This window comes from Alistipes sp. i18-0019-D1 (assembly GCF_042852885.1).
Taxonomy (GTDB): Bacteria; Bacteroidota; Bacteroidia; order Bacteroidales; family Rikenellaceae; genus Alistipes.
In genome coordinates this window covers 1,784,811-1,809,879 of sequence record NZ_AP031424.1, presented here as the reverse complement: position 1 = coordinate 1,809,879, position 25,069 = coordinate 1,784,811, and the positions used below count along the sequence as shown (strand labels likewise).

Genomic DNA, 25,069 nt, shown 5'->3' with positions numbered 1-25,069 from the left:
TTCGTTTCCGGTTTTATTTCCACAGATAATGTCTTACCCAGTCGACTTCGATCTCCGCCGGAAGCGCCGCATCGTCCACCGGGCCTCCCCACTCGCCGATAATCTGTATATCGAGGAAGAGATACACTGAACTGTAGAAGGGGAACTGCCCCTCCTCGGTAGTCTCAATCCGCGGATAGGAAAGGGTCTTTTCACCGTCGACATAGAAGATCAGTTCATCCGGCAACAGTTCTACGGCATAGACGTGGAACTCGGAGGGATTCAGCGGAACCTGCACCTGGCTCGGAGGATTCTCGTCGAAGCCCAGGTCGTAGGTATAGTGCGAATGGACCGTCTGGTAAATGCGATCCCGGGTATTGTAGTGCTCCATAATATCAATCTCACCGCCCCAGGGCCAGGTCGTTCCGGCCCAGGACCCGGTCCAGATCGCAGGCTGGGAGCCTTGCACGCCTTTGATCTTCGCACGCACCTCGATCCGTCCCGGCTTGAACTCCTTCAGGAATTTCGTATAGATGCCGCCGGTCAGATAGGGCACGGGGTCGGTCTCGGTATCGTCGTTGACAATGGCTTTCATTACGATACATCCGTCGCGGAACTCATAGCAGCGCGGATCCGACGACATGTACCGCAGGGCTGTCGTATTCGCCCGCTGGACCACACTCCAGGAAGTTTCGTCCAAAACGCCCTTATCGAATTCGTCCTCCCAGTCGAGTTTCCATTTCGGCTGCACGGGAACAGGGTTGAGCGTGAAGGTAAAGGTACGGGCCGCCAACAGATCAGTCGGAGAAACCAGCGTCAGCACGATGTCGTAGCTTCCGGCCTCTCCCGCTTTCGGGGCATAGACCTGCATGTATCCTTCGTCGAGCGTCGCGCGCCATCCGTCCGGCACTGAAAAGAAAGCCTCTTTCACATTCGCAAAGTCTACGGGGTATTTCATCTCTTCGCCCAGGCAGATCTCTTCGCCCTCGGTATAATGCGCGATGGAGAAAACCACCGTGTTCGTAACTCTCACCTCCAACTCCTCCCCGGTCTTGAGCAGGAAATGCATCACCCCGGTCTCTTTGTCGTAGCGTACGTCCGTAAAAAAGGAGTTCCCGGACGTGCTGTTGGCCTGAAAGGCGTTGACGGGAAGGCCGTTGTTATCCAGCATTCTCGTCCAGGTCTGTCCTCCGTCGACGGAAACCGTCCAGTATCCGTCCGCATCGAGTTCTATTTTCGGCGTGATCCCGTCCGTGGAGGTCGCCTTTCCGGCGCCCTCCACCGGTTGGAACGTCTCGCCCCCGTCCATCGAATAGATGAAACGCCCTTCCTCATCCACGCCGATAACCGGCACGAGGGGATCGAGTTCATCCCCGAAGGTGACTTCGATCTGCTGCCCGTCGCTCAATTCCAGCACATAACCGATGACCGTACCGTCGGAATCCGTCTTCTCCCGGAAATCCGCGATCAGGATCGACTCGTCGAACAGCGCCGAAATCGCAAGCACATTGCCGTTGACCTGCTCGACCAGGTTTTCCAGTGCGGCGAGCCGCTCGTTCTGCCGGTCGATCCGGTCTCTGATGTCGTCCGCCTCCGAACAGGCCGCCAGCAGGCAGAGCGACATGACCAATATTCCTATCTTCTTAAACATAACACTCTTTTTTATGATTACTTACCCTTTTGTTTCCATACATAATGCCTTACCCAGTCGATCTCCATCTCGACCGGCAGGTCGTCGGGATTCACCGGTCCCACCCAGTTGCCCCCGAGCTGCATGTCGATCATCAGATACTGCCCCCGGTAAAACGGGAACTGCCCTTCGTGCTCCGTCTCGATCTTCGGATAGACGAAGTTCCGAACGCCGTTCACATGGAAAACGAGCGAATCGGGCCAAATATCCACCCCGTAGACGTTGAAACCGTCGGGGTCGATCCGGGCAGTCGCATGCTGGGGCGGTGTTTTCCGGAAGCCCAGGTCCACCGTATAGTGGGAATGAGCCGTCTGATAAACGACCGAGTCGTAGTTGAGATGCTCCATAATGTCAATCTCCCCTCCGTGGGGCCATGGCGTGCGGTCGAAAGGCCCGGTCCAGATCGCCGGCCAGGCCCCACGGGCACCGTGCAGCCGGGCACGCACCTCGATTCGCCCCGGCTCGAAACAATGCTTGTCCCGCGTGCGGACTCCACCCGTAAGATACGCTGCCGTATCGGCCTCACGGTCGTCGTTGACGATTCCCCGCAAAACAAGAAGTCCGTCACGCAGGTCGTAACACCGTTCATCGGCACTCATATACTTGAAAGCCGGGGTTTTGGCCCGCGTAATCTTACTCCACACCCGGGCGTCGAGCCGGTCCGTATTGAAATTCTCCTCCCAGGCCAGTTTCCAGCCGGGCTTCGCGGCCGAGCATCCCGACAGCAGAACCGCCAGCATCGGAACGCATGCGACCAGCAGCAGAACCATTCGTTTCGCAGTCATAGGCATCATTCGAAAACCGTGATTTTAAACTCCTTGACCAGCTTCGAGGCACCCGCGTAGTTGGTATTGATCCCCACGAAAGTCACAACATAAGTCCCCGGCTCGCTCCAGACATATTCATAGGAAGTCATGTAGTTCTGCATGTCCTTGATGACCAGGGGCTGGTCGTTCTGAACCGCCGTCAGCGCCATCGGTTTGGAGAACAGCCAGCCGTCGATGTCGAAATCCAATGCTGTGTTGCTCACCCCCTGCATGATGAGATCCGCACCGCTGCGGTTGAAGTTGATATAGCCGTTTCCCTTGTTGATCAGATAGGGATCGGCGTCATAATAGGAATTCATCATGACCGGGATCCAGTCGATGTTCCGGATGTTGATCGTGTTCATACCCTGCCCGAAATCGGTAACGAGGTTGGCATTAATCCAGTAGGTCCGCTGCGAAATGGCCGCTCCGGTTCCCGGATCGGTACGCGTCGGATGCCAGTGAATGGCGATCGAACACTTGTCGACGTACTCCTTCAGGTCGAATTCGTGCGAATACCACACCCGCTGGGTCCCGTCCTGATAATCGCACTTCGTCCAACCCTCCATACCGCCTTCCACCATTTCGCGAATCCGGGTACGGTCGGCTTCGGCATTTTCGCCACCCAGGCCGTCGAACGTGCCGGAGAGATAAATATCCAAAGCGCCCTCATAACCATACAGACATTGGATGTCCATGGCGAATTTCGCCGCCCGGATATCGGAGGGCGCAACGAGATAGCGGTTGTAATATTTGTATTCGTGGCCCGTTTCGCCGGAATAGAAAAGCAGGTTGTCCACGTTGCCCGTGATATCGAACCGGACGGGTTCCCCGACCCGGTAACTGTTCGCCTCGTTCAGCCGGACGTTATATTCCGCCGGCACATAGTCCGGATTCTCGCAGGACGCGGAAACAAGCGCGACCAGGAGGAACGGCGATGCAATGTATTTTTTCATGGTCTTGTTCATTTGCTGTTTACCAAAGAGGATGCTGCTTCAGGCTGGGATTCACGCCGATTTCGATCGAAGGCACGGGCAGCACGATGTGCCGTTCCCGCACGGTAGCCAGACGGGCCGCCTGGGCTGCGGTGTTGCCCGTCGCCGCCCAGCGAATGTCCTGACTCCACTCGGCATATTTCTTCAACTGTCCGACGAAAATGCCCCAACGGATGAGGTCGTATTTCCGAATCGCCTCGAAACAGAGTTCTCGGGCTCTTTCGTTGCGCACGAACTCCCGGAACGCCGCATAGGAAGTGTATTCCGAATAGGGGCGCGTCTTGATTTTCGCCCGGTTGCGGACCTTCACCACATAACCGTAAACATCCTCGGAAGGGGTTTTGTTGTACTCGTTATAAGCCTCGGCGTACATCAGCAAAACGTCCGAATAACGCAGAATCGGGAAATTGATCTGATTGTAAAGGCTCGGAGAGGAGCGAACCCCCTCATAAACGGTCTCCCGCCGGAATTTGCCGCAGTTGCGCATGCCTCCGCCGACCGTGGGATCGGCCGAAGTCGCAACGCCGCTGTAAACATAAGGCGTTTTGTCGATACCGGCCGTGCAGGTGGTTTTCCCGCCATCCGGATCATCGTAAGGCCCGACGACTGTCGACCCGGCATAATTGTACGGCGGCATATTCCAGTTCTGGCGCACATCCGAAATCGTCTTCTGAGCCTGCTCGTCGTCGGTGCGGTCCGTCTGCCAATAGAGGTCCCACAGATAGAGCGAACCGTTGTAGCGCGCATAGGAATAGTTGCACTTGCACTGGTCGTAATTTCCGCTCGGAGAACTTTGCAGACCGTTCAACTCCCCGATCCGACCGTTCGTCCAGTTGTTCGCATCTTCGCGGTTGCCTTTGAACTCGACTTCCCACATCGACTCCCGGTACTGGGTGTCGTATTTATCCGAAATCATCCTGATGAAGACGTCGGAATAGTCCGGATTAAGGTCGTGAAGCCCGCTGTCGATAACCGCCCAACTGTAATCCATCGCTTTTTTGTAGTAGTCGTCCGCAGAGTCCGCACCCCGGTCGACCGTAGCCCCGGCCGTGAAAAGGCAAACCCGGGCCAGAATGCCCTCCGCCGTCGTACGCGTTACCCGGGAAGGTGCATTGTCCAGAGTCTCGGGCAGATAATCCAGGCACGCATCCATTTCGTCGATCACCCATTTAAGCACGTCGTACTGCGGCGTCTTGGCGATATGCAGTTTCTGGGCGCTCGTGTTCTCAAAGTCCAGCAAGGGCACGTCACCCCAGCACTGCGCAAGCAGAAAGTGGTAATAGGCGCGCATGAAACGACCTTCGTGATAGTAGAACCCGTCGGGATCCAGGTCCGAATCCCGCATCGCGTTCATAAAAGCGTTGGCGTTCTTGACCCCTTTATAGATGGCGGTCCAGAGGTTATAAACCTCGATCGACCCGGCGCTATGCTCCAGGAAGTCGATCTGATAGGTCGCCGACGACGCCCGGCAATAAGACAAATCGTCGTTCAGCGAGCAGATGATCGAATAGTTGCTTCCGTAGAAGTCCTCGTTGTTCATCGCCCCGTAGACTCCGGCCAGCCCGTGCAGGACCTCCTGCTCCGTATTGTAATATGTATCCTTCATGATGACGGTCGGCTCGACGTCGAGCAGGCTGCACGAAGCCGCCGTCAACGTCGTCACGGCCAGTACCGCTATTTTTCCGATTCTTTTCATGGTCTTTCCGATTAAAAAGTGAATGAAATTCCGCCCGTAACGCTGAATGCCCGCGGATAGGCCGACCAGTCGAACCCCGGAGTCAGAACGGAATTCCGGGTCGAGACCTCGGGATCCACGCCGGAATAGTTCGTCCAGGTGCAGACGTTATCCAGCGAGAGGTAAATGCGCATCGTGTCGAAATGCATCTTCCTCAACACCTTCTTCGGGAGCGTGTAACCCAGCGTAATGTTTTTCAGCCGCAGGTAGGAACCGTCCTCGACGACACGCCCGGAGTATTCGTATACGCCTTTGGCATAAATTCTCGGGATGTCGCTGTTCGGATTCCGCTCCGCATCGTAATGGTTCAGATAGCTCCTGTACTGGTTGAGATCGCCCTTCCGGCCCGCCTCGAAAACGTAGCGGTTGGCATTCAGCACATCGTTGCCGTAGCTCCACTGGAAGAAGATGTTGAGATCGAACCCGTAGAAATCGAACGTGTTGGAGAAACCTCCCGTATGAATGGGCTGTCCCCGTCCGATCACCGTGCGGTCGTTGTCATCGATGACGCCGTCGCCGTTGATGTCGGAATATTTGGGGTCACCCGGACGAAGGCTCTCCCGGCTGATACTCTTCAGGTAAGGAATCCCGGCCTTAAGGCTCGTACCATTATTGAATTCCTCCGCCTTATAAGTTCCTTCGTAGAGATAACCGTATATCAGGCCCGTGGATTTCCCGACTTGGGTGATGTAGGGATATTGGCTGTTATAGTCCATGTTCCAGTTGATCTTCGAAAATAGCGAATACTGGTTGTCGTTCAGCGCGGTGACGGTATTGCGGTTGAAGGCGATGTTGAAGTTCACGCTCCAGCTGAAGTTCCGGGTCCTGACAGGAACGGCGTCGAGCGTCAGCTCCAGACCCTTGTTCCGCATAGAGCCGACATTGAGCATCGCGGTCTGATACCCCGATGTCGCCGGAATGGTCGCCGAAAGAAGCAGGTCGCGAGTATTCTTCAGGTAGACGTCGGCCGTCAGTTTCAAACGGTTGTCGAATACGCCGAAATCGAGTCCGACATTGTATTGCTCGGTCGTCTCCCACTTGAGTTGGTCGTTGCTCATGTTCGACGGGTAATAGCCCGGAACGATCTGCCCGCCGAAGACATAGTCCATGCTCGACGTACTTCCCGGCAGGGTCGTGATCTGGCTGTAAAAATCATAGGGCGTGGTCGTACGGTTGTTGCCCGTCATGCCCCACGAAGCGCGGAGTTTACCGGTACTCAGCCACGAAGCGCCCTTGAACCAGTTCTCACGGTTGAAATTCCAGGAGAGGCCCACCGACGGGAAATACCCCCAGCGGTTGTTCACCGGGAATTTGGAGGAGCCGTCCGCGCGGAACGAAGCTGTGAGGTAATACTTGTACTTGTAATTGTAGTTGACGCGGAACAGGGCGGACATCAGAATCCAGTCGTACTCGTAGGGTGTCACCGTCTGGTAATCGCCCGTATGAAGCCCGTTCACACCGAGCGACTCGGTCGTCATATTGTTCGACGCGACACCCTGATAGGACTGATTCTGCCCCTGAAGCGTAAAACCGCCGAGCAACTGGAGGTGGTGGGCATTGCGGACGTGCTTGTCCCAGGTCAGCGTGTTTTCGTTGAGCCACGAAGTCGTATTGGTGTAATAGACACCTCCGTTGATGCCTTTGCCCGCCCGGGAACCGGAGTATCCGGTCGCGGTCTGCGAACCGTTGAACTCCTCGCGCTTACGGTTGTTGATCGTATATCCGCCGGAAATCTTGAGCTTGAGTCCGCGGATGATTTCGTAGTTGAAAGCCCCGTTGGCAGCCAGATAATCCAGCATATTCTTCCGATACTCGTTCCGGACGGTCTTCGCCGGATTGAACCGGTAGTCCGAACTGTCGTCCAGGTTTTCATCCATATATTCGTCGAGCATCGAACCGCCGTCCTTCATCAGATAGAGCGGCTTGATCGGGCGATACCCCAACAGCGAGTAGATAAACCAGCTCGAAGCGGTCTGCTGCGAAGAGGGGCTGGTCGGATTCATGCCATTGGTCACCGACCTCGAATAATTGACATTCAGGTCAATACGAATCTTCTTGCCTATGTTCTGCGAGAAATTGACCTTGCCCTGGTAACGCTGGAAATTGGAGTTGACGATGATGCCGTCCTGATCCAACGCCGAGAGACTGACGTTGTAGCGGTTTCCGGCGGTCTTGCTGCCGCCCGAAATCGAAACGTTGTACTGCTGCATAAGCGCTGTCCGGTAGACGTTGTCCTGCCAGTCCACCCCTTTCACACGAGCATAATCTTCCACCGTATAGGGATGCGAAGGATCGTCGGGATTCCGGCTGTACGGATTCGAGGTCGAGCCGAGTACATCGAGGTAGTCGAACATGTAACCCGCGAATTCGTAAGCATCCATCATCTCGGGTTTGTTGAGAATCTTGCTGGCGGTCCAATTGGCGGAGAAATTGATCTTCGCCCGGCCCTCCACGCCCTGCTTGGTCGTGATGACGATGACGCCGTTGGCGCCGCGGGCGCCGTAAATAGCCGTCGCCGAAGCATCCTTCAGCACGTCGATGGACTCGATGTCGGCAGGATTCAGCGCCACGGCCATCGAACTCTCGGTCGGGAAACCGTCGATGACATAAAGCGGAGCGTTGCTCTGCGTCAGAGAGTTGTTACCGCGAATGGTGATATTCGCCTCGGCGCCGATCTGTCCGTCGGGGCTGGTGACCACCACGCCGGCGATTTTGCCCGCAATGGCCCGGTCGAAATTCGAGTTGGTGGTTTTCAACAACTCGTCCATCTCGACCTTGCTGACCGACCCGGTAAGGTCCCGCCGCGCCACCGATCCGTAGCCCACGCTCACGACCTCGACGGCATCGAGTGTCAGTTTGTCCTCCTCAAGCACCACATCCACCTTCGTCTTCCCCGCCACCTTCACCGACTCGGTCCGATAGCCGAGGTAGGAGAAGACCAGCGTAGCGTTCCCGGGAACGGATATGCGGTAAACGCCTTTGGCGTCCGTCGCAGTACCGTTGGAGGTCTTTCCGTCCTGATAGACCGTCGCCCCGACGACGGGCGCCCCGGAAGTATCCGTGACCTTTCCGGTCACGGCGACATGCTGGGCCCGGAGAAGCAGCGGACAGCATATCATCAATAGCGAAAAAACGCTTATCAGTCTTTTCATAATTTCTATTTTTTGCATTTACTACCTTTGAGCGCCATAAGAGGCATAGTCCGCATTCGGAACGAAAATGCCCTCTGCCGTGTCGAATCTGCCCCCGTCGAAGGGATCGGCCGGACAATTCACAATCTGCACGTAACCGTCGAGATCGAGCGTATTGGGATTGGCGGCCTTCCAGCAGACGGCGGCCGAGCCGTTGACATAACCGAGATTGTCGCAGACTGCCCCCGTCACGGGCGCACCGTTGAGTTCGGTCGTCTCCGAATAACGGAGAACCGGCGTATAGCTCGTGATCGCCGCATGGAAAATGTTGTTTCGGAGCACATAATTTCCCACGCTCTTCACATAGCAAACCGGCGTTCCCTTGCAGTTGATCCAGGTATTGTTTTCGATCTCCAGGTTCGTAACCGGACTTCCGATGGCAAAGTCAGCGGCGGATGCACTGTTCACGCCGTTGATCAGGCGCGCCGCATTCGTCGTGGAACCGCTCCAGACCACATTGTTCCGGAAAATGAAACTCCCGAACGAATTGTGTTTCCGGTACTGGAAGAAGTAACCGAACCTCGTGTCGGTGCCGACACAAATATCGCAGTCGACGAACGAAACGTTCTCGAGACGGATTCCCGTACTTTCCGACCGGGTATCGGTGGTAAACGAAAGCCCCTGCAATCCGGTCAGGTCCAACCGGCAATTCTCGAACGCCACCGTATTCATCGTGCCGCCGCTCTCGTTGTTCGGGAAGAAGAGAATCTGCCCCTGGCCGCTGTCCGTAGCCAGTTTGAAATGCAGGTTGCAGAGCACGAAATTCCCGCCCCGGGCCGGATCGAAATCAATCCGGGTCACCGTTCCGACAAAAGCGAACTCTCCCCGCTTCGACGGGTTATCCCCGACAACGATCAGGTTCCCCCGCTTGCCGGCGCCGCTGCCATACGCGGCCGTCACGCCGTCGGGCACGAAGTAAACGCCATCCGTCTTGATGGTTTTCGTCTCCTCGGTCAGCAGCACGGCTTCCCCGAAAAGGGATTTGCTGATCGCCAGCCCGCCGACCGTCAGCACTTCGCCGGCATTATACGCCTCGTAATAACTCGTATAGACGGGTTCTGCCGTGCGGATAGTACAGGTCGCCAATTCGGTCCCGGCGGTCTCCTCATGGTAAGGCAACACATAGAGGGTATATTCGGTCCGTGCCTCCAATCCCTGAAAGCGCAAGGCGGTTTCCTCGGAAGGAGTTCCCTGTTCGGCGACCTCCTCCAGCGTGAGAGCGCCCTCCGAGGTCTTGCGGAACACGTATTTATAGGAGGTCGCATCCGACAGCGTCACGGTGTAGCCGATCTCGGAAGTCGTGACCTCGCCTTCCTCGTAGATCGAAGCCCGGGGATCGTGAGTGCCGGAAGCCCCTTCGAGCGAAACCTTCACTTTGGTGATCGTCGCATAGTCGTCGAACGTGCAATACGCCAATACGGCCACGTCCGTGCGCGTGTCGGCGACCGCGCCCCGCGTCCTGCCGTCCTGCGCAGGTGCGGTTATGGCGATTTCAGAGGAGGAGAGACGCACGGTCCACCCTTCGGGTCTGGTGACCACCGTCGCGCCGACGCCTTTTTTCACAATCGGATAGATCTTTGTCTCGCCGGCTTTGAATAGCTGTTCCCCGGAGGCGTCGGAGATCGAAAAGAGAAAATTATCGACGACAGGAATGTTCAGAACGGTTTTGTCGTCGTCCCGAAGCTCCACTACGAACGTTTCCCCGGCTTCATCGTAATAGGCAGAGGAGAAAAACGGATTGCCCACGCTGGACTCCGCCGTCGCCTTCACCTTGTTGTTCTGCGCATCGAGCACGTTCACCGGGCCGCCGCCGCAATCGATCGTCCAATACCCCTCGGCGTCGACGCCGTAGACGGGGGTCACGCCGTCGAGTCCGACGGCCTTCACCTTTTCACCGTCGCGGAAAATGGGTCTGAAACCCTCTCCGTCCCGGTAATCGACCATCCAATACCCCTCGGCATCGATGGAGAGGATCGGTGTGACCCCCTCGCCGTCGGCCCCGTTTTTCAGCGTGATGATCCGGCCGTTGCTCATCAGCAGTTCGTAACCGACGGCCGTCTCGGTCACGGTATTGATGGTCGAAGAAGTTGCAAGAAGCTGCAGTGTCTCGATATTCCCGTTAAAAATATCCACCTGCTTTTCGAGTGCCGTCACCCTCGATTTGAGGTCGTCGACATCGGACCGGAGTCCGTCGATGTCCGCACACGCCACCAGCCCCGCCAGAGCCGCGGCGAACAGGATCGTTGAAAAGATTCGTTTCATCTTTGCATAATTTCTGATTCATACATTTTACCGCCGGGCGCCGTAAGAGGCGTAGGCCGCACCCGGAACGAAAACACCCGTCGCCGTATCGAACCGACCTCCGCCGAAAGGATTCTCCTTGGTCATGGAGAATTCTCTGGAACCCGGAAACAGAAAACTGTTGTTGACGGCCTTCCAATAGGGAGTACCCGTCCCGTTCGTATTGTAACCCAGATTGTCGGCGATTTCACCGGATGACGGCACGCATCCCGCCTCGTAGGTGATGAAAGGCGTGTGCTGCGTGATTGTACCGTAGAAAAGATTGTTCCGGATGACCAGACGGCCGACGTTCTTCACGATGTTGATGACCGACGGCTTGCAATTGATCCACGTATTGCGTTCGAATTCGAGGCTTCCAACCGGCGCGGCGACGGCATATTGAGCCTCGCTCTGCCCCATCGAAAGGTTGAAAATACGCGTTGCATTGGCGGCATTGCCGCTCCAGATGACGTTGTTCCGGAAGACGGCGCTGCCGATCGAGCCATGCTCGCGGTACTGGAAGAAGTAACCGAACCGGGTCGAAGGGCCGACGTTTATGTCGCAATCGACGAACGATACGTTTTCAATGCCGATCGGCGTATCGGCCGTCCTGGACGCTGTAAACGAGAACCCCTGGAAACCCGTCAGATCCAGGTCGCAGTCCTCCATCGCCACGGTCTGCATCATGCCGCCGGCCGTACTGTTCGGATAAAACAGTATCTGTCCTTCGCCGTTCGCGGTGGAGAGCCCAAAATGCAAGTTGAACAGGACGAAATGCCCCCGGTTGGTGGGATTGAAGGTTATCCGGGTAGTCGTGATCGTGAATTCGCCCCGTCCCGATGGATTGTCTCCGATGACGATCAGCGTATTCCGCGTCCCCGAAGCATACGTCGCCGTCACGCCGTCGGGTACGAAGTAAACGCCGTCCGCCGTAATGGTCTTCGTCTCCTCGGTCAGCAGCGTGGCTTCCCCGAAAACGGCTTTGCTGACGACCAGTCCGCCAATCTCCAGTTCCGCACCGCTCTCGTAAGCCGCGTAATAGCTGGCATAATCCGGATTCGCCGTGGTTGCGGAGGCAGTCACCAGTTCCGGAGCATGAATATCCCCGTTGCAGGCGATGAGATAGAGCGTATAGCCGGTCCTCGGATCGAGTTCCTCCAAAAGCAAGCGGGATTCGGAAGACTCGATACCGCTCTCCTTCACTTCATCGTAAGCGGGAACGGCTTCGCGGTTCTTCCGGAGAATGTACTTATACGAAGTCGCCTCTTCGAGCGTCACGAGAAACCCGAGGGTTGTGGCGGTCGGAACCCCGTCGGGAGTTACCGCAGCCCGGGGATCAAGGTCGATTTCGGCATCGGAAAGCGATACGCGAACCTTCGAGACGCTGATGTATCTGCCCGAGGCGGACTGCGCCACGATCACCACATCGGTGTCCGAATCGGCAATCGGGGTCGAGCGGGTCCGAATCGGAGCCGTGACGGAGAAGGAACCCTCTTCGAGCACGGCCGACCATCCGAGAGGCGTTTGCACTATAGCGTCGCCCACGCCTTTGCTCCGCACCGGAAAGACTTTCGTCTGCCCGTAATCGAAAAGCTGAAGTCCGTCGGCGTTCGAGAGCGCCAGCAGGAAATCGGGAACGACGGGCAGCGAGATTTTGCGGCCGTCGGCCCGGAGAGTCACCGTCAGCGTCCCAGCCGCCTTATCATAAACGACCTCCTCGAAAAGCGGGTCGAGGGTCTCCTCGGAGGAGGTCGCCAGAACCTTGCCGCCCTTGGAATCCAGGACATGTACCGGGCCGTCGCCGTAATCCATCATCCAATAGCCCTCCGGGTCCACGCTGAACACGGGGGTTACGGCATCCTTCCCGGTCGAACAGAATTTGCGGCCGTTATCGGTCAGGTAGACCGCACCCTTGCCGTCACGGTAGTCGACCATCCAGAACCCGTCGTCGTCGACGGTAATCAGCGGGACGTTCCCCACACCGGCCTCCCCGACCGTGAGCGTCAGTTCGGTCCCGTCCGAGAGAACGACGGTATAGACATTGTCCTCGAACGTCACGCTGTTGACCGTAGTAGCGCGGGTAAGCGCGCCGATAGCCTCGACGCTCTCGTTCAAGCTCTTCATCCGGGCTTCGAGGGCTTCGATTCGTCCGTCGAGGTCCGAAAGATCATTTTCGAGATCTCCCAGATCGGAACACGACGAGACACCGAGTCCCAGAAACGCCAGCGCACATAGAATGGTAGCAGTTTTTTTCATATGATAAGCTTTAAGGTTATTTTCGGATCGCTTCGTTTTCGACACCGGCAACGACACCCTTACCCCGGACAACGCTGATCCGGACTTCGCTCGCCTTGGTCGGTTCGAACACACACTCTTGCACGCCCCGTCCCGCGGCTTTCCCCGAGAAAACGGGCAGGAACTGCCCTCCGCCGTCGGAAATAAGTATTTCGAACGCGCAGTCGGTTCCCCGGCTCCAGCGGATGGTCAGTCCGCCGATGTCCAGGTCGTCCCGCACCGGAAGGGTTACCTCCCCGCCCCGGGCGACAGTCGCCGGGAAACGGATTTCCGCCGCTGCGGATGGCTCCGCCGCTGCGCCTGCGCCGTCCACGACCCGGATACGGCCGGCAAGGCGGATGTCCGTCGAAGAGGCGCCGACCAGAATGTCGAATTCACCCGGCTCCACGACCCTTTGCATCGCGGCATCGAGCAGCGAAAGGTCCTTCGGCGTGAGGGTCATCCTCACCCGTTTCTTCTCGCCCGGCTCCAAGCCGATGCGCTCGAAGCCCTTGAGCGTTTTTTCATAGGTCGTGATCGAACTGATACAGTCGCGCACGTAGAGCTGCACCACTTCGTCGCCCCGCCGGGAGCCTGTATTGGTAATGTCGAACGCCACCTCGAACGACTCGTCGGGCCGGATTTCCCGGTCCGAAAGTTCGAGATTCGAATAGGCGAAAGTCGTATAACTCAACCCGAAACCGAAATCGTAGAGTGCCCCGTTGATGCGCGACTGATTGCCGTCCAAGCCTGGTTTCCGAGGCCCGTCGACCTGGGAATTGGGCTTCGCAGGGAAATTGAAAGGTATCTGCCCCACGGTCTTGGGAAAGGTCACCGTAAGCTTGCCGCCCGGATTATACTCCCCGAGCAGCGCCTCGGCGATCGCAGTACCACCGTGCGACCCGGGATACCACGCTTCGAGAATCGCGTCGGCATGAGCCGCCGCCCAGTTGATCGAGAGCGGACGTCCGTTGATCAGCACGACGATCATCGGCTTGCCGACCTTATGCACCTCCCGCAGCAAAAGTTCCTGGCGCCCCGGCAGGTCGAGGCTCGTGCGGCTTTTGTTCTCCCCGCAGGTCCGCGGGCCGCCGCCCACCACCACAACCGCCACATCACTCGCCCGTGCCGCTTCGACCGCCCTGCGGATCATCGCAAGTTCCTCTTCCGCCGGTTCCGTGGGCAGAATCTCCGAAAGCGGCCAATCGGCATCGACCAGTTCGCAGCCTTTCTCATAAACGACGCGAACCTTGTTTCCGAGGGCCTTCGACAACCCCTCGTAAACCGATACGGCCTCCGTGGCGAGCGGTCCGTAATGGGTATGCACGAATGCAGTTTCGTCGGCGTTCGGACCGATTACGGCCACCTGTCTCAACCGCGAAGCGTCGAGCGGAAGGGTGTTGCCCGCATTTTTGAGCAGCACGAGGGACTCACGGGAAGCACGAAGCGCAACAGCGTTGTTCTCCGGCCCGTCCACTTCCCGGTCCGCAGCCTCGTAATCCGTCTGATAAGGGTTATCAAAAAGCCCCACGAGGAATTTGACCCGGAGAATGTCCCGCACCCGTTCGTCGATGACACGCATCGGAATGCGTCCCTCACGAACCAGTTCCCGCAGCGGCAGCACATAACTGTCCGGGGAGCGGAACGTGCAGCGCACATTCAGGCCTGCCATAACGCTTTGATAAACGGACTCTTTCATATCCGGCGAAACACGGTGTTTGGTATGGAGATATTCGACCGCATCGCTGTCGGAAACCACATAACCCCTGAATCCGAAATCCTTGCGGAGCCGTTCGCCGAGCCAGTAGCCGCTGCTCTGGATCGGATAGCCGTCGTAATCGTTGTAGGCACTCATCACTCCGAGCAGGCCGCCCCGGGCAATAACCTCGCGCCACGGATAGACGTGGATATTCTCCACCTCGTGCGGCGGCATCTGGGGATCGACGCGCGACATGCCCTCCCGGGCGCCCTTGTTGTTGGAATAGGCGATGTAATGCTTCGAAGTAGCGGCAACCTGGTAATCCTGCTGAAGCCCGAGCACCATTTGCACGCCGAGTTCGGCCACCAGATACGGATCCTCGCCGTAGACCTCCTCATAACGGCCCCAGCGCTGGTCCCGCCCCACATCGAGAATGGGCGCATAGATATTGGTGTAACCGAGCAGGCGTCCCTCGCGTCCCGTGATATACCCCACGCGGCGGATCAGCTCACGGTTCCAGGTATGCCCCAGCCCGAGCTGGGTCGGGAAATTGGTCGCCCGATAAGCCTCGACACCGCGAATGCCTTCGTTGGTGAGATCCGCCGGAATGCCCAGCCGGGTCTCTTCGACAAAAAAGCGCTGCACCTCGTTGAGTGCCCAGGCATGCTTGGATGCCGGCCATAAATAGGGGCTTTCGTAGACGGGAACGCCCCATCCGCGAAATCCGTTGAGGTGTTCGTCGATCGCACCTATTCCGTCTTTCCAGAGCTTGGTTTTCCATTCGGGCGTAGGCAGATCATCCTGAAGCACGCGCAAATAGCCATAGAGGGTTACCATCTGGCAGGTCTTTTCATCGAGCGTCATCTGTGCAAGCAGATTCTCGATGCGATCTTCCACGTCTGCCGAGGGATCTTCGTAGACATCCATCCTGCCGTTCTTGTTAAAGTCTATGTAGGTTTCGGCAGGAACCTTCTGCGCGGAAGCAGTCGCACAGAAACAAATCGTAAATAGGTTGACGGTCAGTAGTAGGTAAAGTTTTATCATAGGTTGGGTTTTGGTTTTTCAGAAGATGGAAAACTGGCCGGAAAACCGCCTTATCGGAGGGCCTGAAATCAGAACAAAATGTGTTCGTACACGAAATAAACGCCAAAATGAGCGCACTGCGGCAACAAAGGATCTCCGTACGCCGGATCCGGCTACGGGCAAAATCATACTTCGGAAAACAAAAGAAACGCAACCCTGAGACAAGCGATCCTTTTCCCGGAGCGATTCGGAAGATTCGGTTACACAGAAATTACCATGCGTGTATAACCGATTTTTTCCATCCTCCCCAGAGAACAGGAAGATGTCTTCACGAAATACCGGTCGGAATGAATATTCAGATCGAATGTAAGGCGTATCGGAAAGCCGCGTTAACGGGGGGGGGAAATTGCGGTTCCGGAAATCCGAATGAAACACCCTAGCGAAGCGATAAAGAAAATCGAACACAGGCGCCATATCAAACTCCTGTCGAAATCAACAGAAGAAAAAACAATTATATTACAGATATTCAAAATCATAAACCCTCCAATCCCCTGCTTCTTCACAGCTTTTCAGCCAACTGTGTTCGTACACACCTTGCAAATGTAACCATTTTTTTTGAAAAGCAAAATAATTTGTGATAAATTTGCAGCGGATGAATCCTGAAAGACAGATACAGATGGTACGGCAGAAGATAAAAATCAAAGATATTGCAAAGATGGCCGGCGTCTCCGCCGGGACCGTCGACCGAATCCTGCACAACCGGGGCAACGTCTCCCGGACGAGCCGGGAATCCGTGGAGCGGGTACTGGCCGAAGTAAACTACAAGTTCAACCTCCACATCTCGGCCATCTCCTGCCGAAAGACTTTCAGGATCACTGTCACCACCCCCGTCGCCAGTCCCGGAGAGTACTGGAGTTCCATCCAGTCGGGTATCGAGCACGCCATCGAAGAGTATTCGGACATCAATATCTCCTGCAACTACGCCTACTACAACCAGTACGACATATATTCCTGCAAATCCGCATTCAACAGCATCTCCGACCAAGAACCCGACGCCGTTATCATCGGCCCGACCTTCGTCCAGGAAACCCAGGAACTGTGCAACAGGCTTGATGCAGCGAACATTCCCTATATCTTCGTCGATTCCGTAATTCCGGACACCCGTCCTATCGCAACTTTCACGACCGACCACTACACCTGCGGCTTCCTCCTGGGAAAACTCCTGCACTCGATGTCGGCCAAAGAGGGTTCCGTCGCCATTCTCGGGGCACAGCGCACCGGCAACGAACGGGCGAGCACATCGCTCGAAAGACGCCGCGGATTCAAGGACTACATGGCCAGGTCAGGTCTTACCGATCGGATCCGGGAAGCATCGTTTTCGGTGCTCAATCCGGAAGAGAACGAAAAGAGCATCGTGGAATTCATCCGGGCTAACAGGGACATCCGGGGCATCGCCGTGATGAACTCCCGGGGATACATCATCGCAGACATTCTCCGAAAAAAGGGAATCGACGATATTATCATCATCTCCTTCGACCTGACGTCCAACAACATAAGATGTATCAAAAACGGATCGATAACGGCACTTCTCTGCCAGAGGCCTGAATTACAAGGGTTCAACGCCATCAAAGAGATGATGCAGCATCTGATTTACAAACAGGAAGGCAAGGGCAATCATTATACGATGCCCATCGACATAGTAATGCAGGAAAATCTACCCTATTACAAATAAAGCATTACAGATACCGGAATACGGCTCATCGATACGTTGCAGATGCACGTCAGAGAGTCCTCCGTTTGCGCGACCGCGACAAAAGGCCCGACGGTATATAAAAAAGGAGCGGGTAAATCCGCTCCTTTTTCCATTCGAAGATCCGGAAGGATCATTCGTCTATAAAGTCGATATTCACCTCGCGCTGGAACACCTCCTGCAATGAAATGTAGGTCTCGGTCGTGGCGAGTCCCTGGATGCGCAGGATGCTGTTGAAGATCGTGCGCATGAGATGTTCGTTGTCCACGCAGTAGAGTTTCACGAGGATGTTGCCTTTACCCGTGATGAAGTGGCACTCCACGATTTCGGGGACCTTCTTCAGTTCCTCGACCGTCTTGGTCAGCAGCTGCGGGTCCTTGAGCGTGATGCTGATGTGGGCGCAGACGTCGAAGCCCATCATCTTGGGGTCGACGATCAGACGGCTCCCGAGAATCACGCCCGACTCGTCGAGTTTACGGATGCGCTGGTGGATGGCGGCGCCGGAGATGCCGCATTCGCGGGCGATCTCCAGAAAAGGCATACGTGCGTTCTTGATGAGGTATTTGAGGATCTTGCGGTCGATCGCGTCCAATGCGGTTTTAGCCATAGCGGTAGGGTTATTTGATTACGTTCAGTTCTTTGCCGACCTTCGTGAAGGCGGCGATACAGCGGTCGAGCTGCCCGGTGGTGTGGCCCGCGGAGACCTGCACACGGATACGCGCCTGGCCCTTGGGGACCACGGGGTAGTAGAATCCCGTGACGAAAACACCCTCGTCCTGCAATTTCGCAGCGAATTCCTGCGACAGCTTGGCGTCGTAGAGCATCACGGCGCAGATGGCCGACTGGGTGGGTTTGATGTCGAAACCCGCCGCCATCATTCCGGCACGGAAATGTTCGACGTTGGCCACCAGCCGGTCGTGCAGTTCGTGGCTCTCCGTGAGCATCTTAAAGGTCTCGATCCCGGCACCGACCACGGCAGGGGGCAGCGAGTTGGAGAAGAGGTAGGGACGCGAACGCTGGCGCAGCATGTCGATGATCTCCCTGCGGCCGGTGGTGAATCCGCCCACGGCGCCTCCGAAGGCCTTGCCGAGCGTACCCGTGAGGATATCCACCTGCCCGCGCAGATCGTAGAGTTCGGTGATGCCGCGGCCCGTTTTGCCCAGCACACCCGCCGAATGGCACTCGTCGACCATCACCAGCGCATCGTACTTTTCCGCCAGGGCGCAGATCTTGTCGAGCGGTGCGGCGTTGCCGTCCATCGAGAATACGCCGTCGGTAACGACGATGCGGAACCGCTGGGCCTGCGCCTTCTTCAGGCACTCTTCCAGTTCGCCCATGTCGGCATTGGCGTAGCGGTAACGCACGGCCTTGCACAGACGCACGCCGTCGATGATCGAAGCGTGGTTCAGCGAGTCGGAGATGATGGCGTCCTCCTCCGTAAAGAGCGGTTCGAACACGCCGCCGTTGGCGTCGAAGCAGGCGGCGTAGAGAATCGTGTCCTCCGTGCCGAAATAGTCGGCTATTACCTTTTCCAACTCCTTGTGGATGTCCTGGCAGCCGCAGATGAAGCGCACGGACGACATACCGTAACCGCGGTTGTCCATGGCGCGTTTGGCGGCTTCGATCAGCCGCGGGTTGTCCGATAGTCCGAGGTAATTGTTGGCACAGAAGTTAAGTACCTTCCGACCTGCAACCTCGATTTCGGCCCGTTGGGGCGAAGCGATGATCCTTTCCCGTTTGTAAAGCCCTGCGGCCTCGATTTCGGCGAGTTCATGCTGCAGGTACTCCTTGATTTTCCCGTACATATCCGTTAATTTTTTGATGAAATTCCGAGCGCAAAGTGTCGATCTGTTACAAATGTACGATAAATTTCCGAAAACCGACACTTTCCGAACGCTTTTTTCTCGCGCCGGGTTACAATTTGTTATTCGACCCGTTTCCAACGCTTCCGCATGTTTTTTTCAGCGGCGTTTTTTTGCCGCCGCATAATTTTTTAATACCTTTGTTGCTCAAATAACAACCAGCTACCTATGAAAAAATCGTGTGTATTGGTCAGCGGCGGTGCAGGCTACATCGGCTCGCACACCTCCGTGGAACTCATCAACGCCGGCTACGACGTGGTGATCGTCGACAACCTTTCGAACAGCGACCTCAACGCCGTCGAAGGCGTGCGCAAGATCACGGGCGTGGACATTCCCTTCGTCGAGGTCGACTGCTGCGACCGGGCTGCTTTCCGCAAGGTCTTCGAACAGTACGAGTTCGACTCGGTGATCCACTTCGCGGCGTCGAAGGCCGTGGGCGAGTCGGTTCAGAAGCCGCTCGAATACTACGGCAACAACCTCACCTCGTTCATGAACGTCATCGGCCTGATGCGTGAATTCGGCCGCCGGAACATCGTCTTCTCGTCGTCGTGCACCGTTTACGGCGAACCGGAGAAGCAGCCCGTGACGGAACAGACGCCCCGCAAGCCGGCCACCTCGCCCTACGGCAACACCAAGCAGATGTGCGAGGACATCCTGCGCGACTCGCTCGCCGCCTACCCCGGCATGAAAGGCATCGCGCTGCGCTACTTCAACCCCATCGGCGCACACCCCTCGGCCCTGATCGGCGAACTGCCGCGCGGCGTGCCGCAGAACCTCGTGCCCTTCATCACGCAGACCGCCGCCGGACTGCGCGAGTGCCTCTCGGTCTTCGGCGACGACTATCCGACGCCCGACGGGTCGTGCATCCGCGACTACATCGACGTCGTGGACCTCGCGAAAGCCCACGTGGCCGCAATCAACCGCATGGCCGGCGACAAGAACAAGCAGGCCTACGAGATTTTCAATGTCGGCACGGGCCGCGGCGTCTCGGTACTGGAACTGGTGCATAAATTCGAGGAGGTCAACGACTTGAAACTCTGCTACAAGATCGCGCCGCGCCGTGCGGGCGACATCATCGCCATCTGGGCCGACCCGACCCTGGCGAACACCGAACTGGGCTGGACGGCCGAGCGCACGCTCGACGAGACGCTCCGCGCCGCCTGGAAATGGGAGAAACACATCCGCGGGATCGAATAACCTGCCGCAAAAGCATATCCCCAAGAGGCGGAACGACGGTTCCGCCTCTTGTTTTTCCGGCAAAGGACGATTTTTCGGCCGCTGATTTTTCATTTCCGATTATTTACACTAACTTTGCGCTCCCAAAGCAGGCGGAAATGGGATGCGGTCCGCAGAGGCCGCATTGAGAACCGCCGAAGGTAACACATTAAAAAACAAACTTTTCATTATGAAAACCATTTCAGTCAAGGCCGTAAAACGCGCCGATTTCGGCAAGAAGGCCGCCAAGGCGGTCCGCCGCGAGGGCATGGTCCCCTGCGTACTGTGCGGCAACGGCGAGACCGAGACCTTCTCGGTAGACCCCCGCGAGATCAAACCCCTGATCTACACCCCCAACTCCTACATCGTAGAGTTCGACATCGAGGGCAAGAAAGAGCAGGCCGTGCTGCGTGAGGCACAGTTCCACCCCGTACGCGAGGAAATCCTCCACCTGGATTTCTACCGCATCGCCGAAGGCAAACCCGTTTCGATCGCCATTCCGGTACGCCTGACCGGCAACGCCGAGGGCGTGAAGGTCGGCGGTAAGCTGACTCTGTCGGCCCGCAAGCTGGTCGTCAGCGCACTGGTCGAGAACCTTCCCGACGAAATCGTCGTGGACGTTACGGAACTGGGCGTAGGCAAGACCATCTTCGTCGGCGACCTCGATATCGAGAACCTGAAGTTCATCACCCCCGCTACGACCGCCGTCTGCGCCGTTCGCGTAACCCGTGCGTCGCGCGGAGCTGCCGAGGCTGCGAAATAAGCCGGGAATATGAAATACCTCATTGTTGGGCTGGGGAACATCGGCGCCGAGTACGCCGGAACCCGTCACAACATCGGTTTCAACGTGTTGGACGCCCTTGCAGAGGCGTCCAACACTGCTTTTACGACGGCCCGTTACGGCGACATCGCCGAAGCGAAATACAAGGGACGGACACTGGTGTTGCTGAAACCCTCGACCTACATGAACCTCTCGGGCAAGGCCGTCCGCTACTGGATGGATGCCGGGAAGATTCCGCCGGAGAACCTGCTGGTCATTTCGGACGACATCGCGCTGCCGTTCGGCACGTTGCGCCTGCGCCCGAAAGGGAGCGCCGGGGGTCACAACGGACTGAAGAACATCTCCGAACTGCTCGGAACGGAGGAGTATGCCCGGATGCGCTTCGGCGTAGGCGGCGATTTTCCGAAGGGACATCAGGTAGACTACGTGCTGGGCGAATGGACCGACGAGGAACGGAAGGCCCTTCCCGAGCGGCTGAAAGTCTTTGTCGATGCCATCCGGTCGTTCGCGACCGTGGGAACACAGTTGACCATGACCAATTTCAACAAGAAATAGGAAACGCGGCTTTCGGGCCGCTTTTTTTGCATTTCCGTTTTTTTTCTTTACCTTTGGGTAAAGTTATGACTTTATTGCGTTCTTGACATAGTACGTTGTATCGAAATCTGAAATTTTGGCGAATTTTATGTAATCACAGGTACAGCACCCCCGGAAGGGTGTGTGCTGTTTCTTGGTGATTACAGGGCCCGCCAAAAGCCTCAGATTTCAGGATTCGGCACCGCCCTTTCGTTTTGCGCGGACCTGCCGGATTCCGCTGAAAAAAGAACCCGGCAGGATGCCTTCTTTTTCCCTTCCGAATTCTTCAGGAAAAAGACAGGGTTGCGCTCCTGCCGGGTCTCTGTTTTTATTCCTCCTCCTCGTAGTAAATCTCATCCATCAGCCCGTCCAGCTCGCGGCGCTCCTTCTTGGTGGGACGGCCCGTACCGCGGTCGCGGACGATGAAGATCGTCTCGCGCGGGACGTTGAGTTTGTCCAGCTCCTCCTGCGGAGTAACGTTGAGACAGTAAAGAGGCACGTTTTTCGCCGGCTGACGGCTCGACACCAGGTCGAGCACCTTGTAGGAATAGGTCACCTGCATTTTGCGCACGGCGATCACATCGCCGATTTTCACCTCGCGCGAAGGCTTGGCATAAGCGCCGTTCACCGTCACCTTGTTCGTACGCACGGCATCAGCGGCATCGCTGCGGGTCTTGAACACCCGCACCGCCCAAAGGTATTTATCCAATCGAATGTCTTCCATATCACTTGATGTTTTCCGCTATTTTTTCCTGCAGGCTTCCCTTGCCGTAACCCTGCCATACATCCTGAATCCGACCGTCGGGCGCGATCAGCACGAAATGCGGAATCCCCTTTACCCCATAACGACTCCCAAGTCCGGTATCTCCGTCTACAAGTTCGTTCCATTGGTTTCCGGCCAACTGCTTTTCGGCAATAAACTCCTTCCACTCCGGCTCGGGATCGAGGCTGATATTCACAACTGCAACCCGATCTTTGCAGCGTTCCGCAATCTCTTTCAATTCGGGAATCGCCTCCAGACACGCCCCACAGCCTTTGCTCCCGAACTCAAGCAGGATGTATTTCCCCAAAAATTCCGCCAAATGATGCACGTCACCGTCGATGTCATAAAGATCGCCGTCCGCCATCCGGTCCCCGACGCCGACCGTCGCCACCGGATTGAGGCAGGCGTCGATCCGCCGGCCCGTCGGAGACTGACGCTGTTCTTCCGTCATCCGGTCGTAAAGCGCGAGCATTTCCGCTTTGTGGGCCGTACCGATTCCGTACAGCAAGAACCGGGCACACTCGGCAAACCTATTCATCCAGACTTCCGTAACGGGGGCCGTCTGCATATGACGCACGGTCTTCTCCGATATTTGTCCGCACAATTCCATATAGCGGGTAAGTTCCTGCGGCTGGAGTATCCCCTGAAACCTGTTCAATTCACGAATCTCGGGTTCGACCAGGGCGCGGTAAATATCCTCGTCCCTCTGCTCCGGAATGTCCGACACGACTTCCCAAAGCCACGCCTGCTCACCCTCACCGCGAATTTCCGTACATTTTCCGGGAGCGGCCCAAATATCGAGCACCCCTCCCTGGTAATCCCCTATATGCAGGCAGACCTGAAGGGCCTTCGGGGAAGAAATCGTATCCCGGAAGGAAAAACGGCCGTCAACGAGCGTATCCACGGCCATTCCCCGTAACATTTGCCCCTGCGGCTCATAAAGACGTACTACCGCGCTGTCGGGCACGTTTTCGATTTTTCCGACAATCCGGAATTCGCCGGCGGGAACGGCGGGAGCGCAGGCCGTTACGGCCACCGCGGCAAAAAGCAGGCAGAGCAGCTGTTTCATCGGGTCCTCTTACTTTTCGTACAACGTTTCGCTTTTCGGCCGGTCGTGCGACTGTTCGTCGTTCTGGCGGCTGACGCTCAGGATCATCCCGAAGGCGATCATCGTGAAGAGCATCGACGAACCGCCGCGGGAGATCAGCGGCAGGGTCTGCCCCGTCTCGGGAATCAGATTCACCGTCACCATGATATGCAGCAGCGCCTGGCAGGTTATCAACAGCGCAAGCCCCAGCACCAGCAGTCCCGGAAAGGCGGTTCCGCACCGCCGGAATATCTCGATCCCCCGGAAAAAGACCCACAGATAAAGCATCAGCAGCAGCACGGCCAGGATAAATCCGTACTCCTCGACGAAAAAGGCGTAGGCATAATCGCTCTCGGGGTGGATCATCTCCACGCGCATCGCGCTCTGCCCGGCTCCTTCGCCCAAGATACCGCCGTTGTAAATGGCGATCATCGAACGCTCCGTGTCGGAGAGGTGTTCGATGGGCTTCTCGGTCTGCGACTTGGTCCAGAGGTGAATCCACGTCGAGACGCGCCCTTCGGCGGTTTCGCTGCGCCCGAGGTTCAGCGTCATGATGACGACGATGGCCGCAACGCCCCATCCCACGAGCTTGACCAGCTCCCCGAAACGCACGCGGCCGATGAGCATCATCACCCACGAAGCCAGACACACCAGCACGGCCGACGAAGTGTGCGCCGGAAAGATCACCATTGCCGAGACGACGACCGGCAGCAGAATGGGGCGCGTACCCTCGCGCCAGATTTTCCGCTGCACGGGCGACGAACGCCACGTCCAGAACTTCCACGTCGGCACGATGCGGATTTTGTCGATCTTCGACTGCCGCCCGGCGAGCTGCTGGGCGAGAAACAGCACCGTGGCGACCTTCAGCGCCTCGGAAGGCTGGAACTGGAAGGGGCCGAGCGGAATCCAGCGGGCCGCGCCGTTGGTCGTCGCTCCGATGAAATAGACGGCGACGGTCAGCGCCACCGAAAGAAAATAGGCCGGCCGGGCCAGAAGATTGTAAATGCGGCAGTTGATCTTCTGCACGGCGACCATGATCAGCAGGCTGACGACCAGCAGCAACAGCTGCTGGCGCAGGAAATGCGCCGTCGTGCGGGCCGTGTGGGCGTCGTAGGCCATCTTGGCCGTCGAGGAGTAGACCACCAACACCGAGATCACCGCCAGCGCGGCGACGATGATCCACAGCACGCGGTCGCCCGTAAAGAGACGGAACCCCGATTTCCCGGCCGTCCCCGTCCCGCAGGCACACTCCTCGCCGAAGGCCGCGTCACCGCTCCCCGAAGTCCGCCTACTGCCGCGCGGCACGGCGTCGCGCGCCGCCTCCGCCGTCGCCCGGTCGTCGTATCTGCTCTCGTCACGCACCATC

General features: G+C 57.1%; 17 protein-coding genes. 4 read left to right on the top strand and 13 right to left on the bottom strand.

What is annotated here, in order from left to right; genetic code table 11:
* Window positions 1-13: 13 nt before the first annotated feature.
* Genes ACGHP5_RS07480 through ACGHP5_RS07445 form a run of 8 tightly spaced genes read right to left on the bottom strand, consistent with a single transcriptional unit; the run spans window position 14 to window position 15,693 of the window.
* Complete coding sequence (locus ACGHP5_RS07480) at window positions 14-1,630, bottom strand: PL29 family lyase N-terminal domain-containing protein (protein WP_337771366.1); 1,617 nt, start codon at window positions 1,628-1,630, stop codon at window positions 14-16.
* Window positions 1,631-1,647: 17 nt separating this feature from the next.
* Window positions 1,648-2,454 (bottom strand): glycoside hydrolase family 16 protein, encoded by an 807-nt coding sequence (locus ACGHP5_RS07475; RefSeq protein ID WP_290532258.1) that lies wholly within the window; start codon window positions 2,452-2,454, stop codon window positions 1,648-1,650.
* Between the two features lie 5 nt (window positions 2,455-2,459).
* Window positions 2,460-3,431, bottom strand: a complete 972-nt coding sequence (locus ACGHP5_RS07470) for a DUF5017 domain-containing protein (protein ID WP_337755674.1) — start codon at window positions 3,429-3,431, stop codon at window positions 2,460-2,462.
* A 19-nt stretch (window positions 3,432-3,450) separates the two neighbouring features.
* Window positions 3,451-5,166, bottom strand: coding sequence for a RagB/SusD family nutrient uptake outer membrane protein (locus tag ACGHP5_RS07465; RefSeq protein ID WP_290532256.1), 1,716 nt, complete (start codon window positions 5,164-5,166; stop codon window positions 3,451-3,453).
* A gap of 11 nt (window positions 5,167-5,177) precedes the next feature.
* Window positions 5,178-8,357 (bottom strand): TonB-dependent receptor, encoded by a 3,180-nt coding sequence (locus tag ACGHP5_RS07460; RefSeq protein ID WP_337771360.1) that lies wholly within the window; start codon window positions 8,355-8,357, stop codon window positions 5,178-5,180.
* Between the two features lie 21 nt (window positions 8,358-8,378).
* A complete protein-coding gene (locus ACGHP5_RS07455) occupies window positions 8,379-10,658 on the bottom strand; it encodes a PL29 family lyase N-terminal domain-containing protein (RefSeq protein ID WP_337755676.1) in 2,280 nt (759 codons plus the stop codon).
* Window positions 10,659-10,685: 27 nt separating this feature from the next.
* Window positions 10,686-12,932 (bottom strand): PL29 family lyase N-terminal domain-containing protein, encoded by a 2,247-nt coding sequence (locus ACGHP5_RS07450; RefSeq protein WP_390568282.1) that lies wholly within the window; start codon window positions 12,930-12,932, stop codon window positions 10,686-10,688.
* 16 nt (window positions 12,933-12,948) lie between these two features.
* Window positions 12,949-15,693 carry a glycoside hydrolase family 3 C-terminal domain-containing protein gene (locus tag ACGHP5_RS07445; RefSeq protein ID WP_390568281.1) on the bottom strand — a complete coding sequence of 915 codons (2,745 nt, stop codon included), beginning with the start codon at window positions 15,691-15,693 and terminating at the stop codon, window positions 12,949-12,951.
* A gap of 631 nt (window positions 15,694-16,324) precedes the next feature.
* On the opposite strand from ACGHP5_RS07445, the gene ACGHP5_RS07440 reads away from it, so the two are divergent.
* Window positions 16,325-17,404, top strand: coding sequence for a LacI family DNA-binding transcriptional regulator (locus ACGHP5_RS07440; RefSeq protein WP_290532249.1), 1,080 nt, complete (start codon window positions 16,325-16,327; stop codon window positions 17,402-17,404).
* Between the two features lie 151 nt (window positions 17,405-17,555).
* Here the strand turns inward: ACGHP5_RS07440 and ACGHP5_RS07435 are convergent, their stop codons facing one another.
* Window positions 17,556-18,029: an Lrp/AsnC family transcriptional regulator gene (locus tag ACGHP5_RS07435; protein WP_290532248.1), complete on the bottom strand. Its 474-nt coding sequence runs from the start codon at window positions 18,027-18,029 to the stop codon at window positions 17,556-17,558.
* 10 nt (window positions 18,030-18,039) lie between these two features.
* A complete protein-coding gene (gene kbl, locus ACGHP5_RS07430) occupies window positions 18,040-19,227 on the bottom strand; it encodes a glycine C-acetyltransferase (RefSeq protein WP_337657097.1) in 1,188 nt (395 codons plus the stop codon).
* Between the two features lie 225 nt (window positions 19,228-19,452).
* On the opposite strand from kbl, the gene galE reads away from it, so the two are divergent.
* The 3 genes from galE to pth all read left to right on the top strand — a co-directional run bounded on the left by galE (window position 19,453) and on the right by pth (window position 21,835).
* Window positions 19,453-20,481, top strand: coding sequence for a UDP-glucose 4-epimerase GalE (gene galE, locus ACGHP5_RS07425; protein ID WP_290532246.1), 1,029 nt, complete (start codon window positions 19,453-19,455; stop codon window positions 20,479-20,481).
* A 208-nt stretch (window positions 20,482-20,689) separates the two neighbouring features.
* Complete coding sequence (locus ACGHP5_RS07420; protein ID WP_290532245.1) at window positions 20,690-21,262, top strand: 50S ribosomal protein L25/general stress protein Ctc; 573 nt, start codon at window positions 20,690-20,692, stop codon at window positions 21,260-21,262.
* Window positions 21,263-21,271: 9 nt separating this feature from the next.
* A complete protein-coding gene (pth, locus tag ACGHP5_RS07415; protein WP_337657096.1) occupies window positions 21,272-21,835 on the top strand; it encodes an aminoacyl-tRNA hydrolase in 564 nt (187 codons plus the stop codon).
* 346 nt (window positions 21,836-22,181) lie between these two features.
* Here pth and ACGHP5_RS07410 read toward each other — a convergent pair whose 3' ends face one another.
* From ACGHP5_RS07410 to ACGHP5_RS07400, 3 genes are read right to left on the bottom strand one after another with little or no spacing between them, the layout of a single operon-like run.
* Complete coding sequence (locus tag ACGHP5_RS07410; protein WP_290532243.1) at window positions 22,182-22,577, bottom strand: RNA-binding S4 domain-containing protein; 396 nt, start codon at window positions 22,575-22,577, stop codon at window positions 22,182-22,184.
* Between the two features lies 1 nt (window position 22,578).
* Complete coding sequence (locus tag ACGHP5_RS07405) at window positions 22,579-23,685, bottom strand: TlpA disulfide reductase family protein (RefSeq protein WP_295903601.1); 1,107 nt, start codon at window positions 23,683-23,685, stop codon at window positions 22,579-22,581.
* A gap of 9 nt (window positions 23,686-23,694) precedes the next feature.
* Window positions 23,695-25,068 (bottom strand): FtsW/RodA/SpoVE family cell cycle protein, encoded by a 1,374-nt coding sequence (locus ACGHP5_RS07400; protein ID WP_390568280.1) that lies wholly within the window; start codon window positions 25,066-25,068, stop codon window positions 23,695-23,697.
* Window position 25,069: the final 1 nt, after the last annotated feature.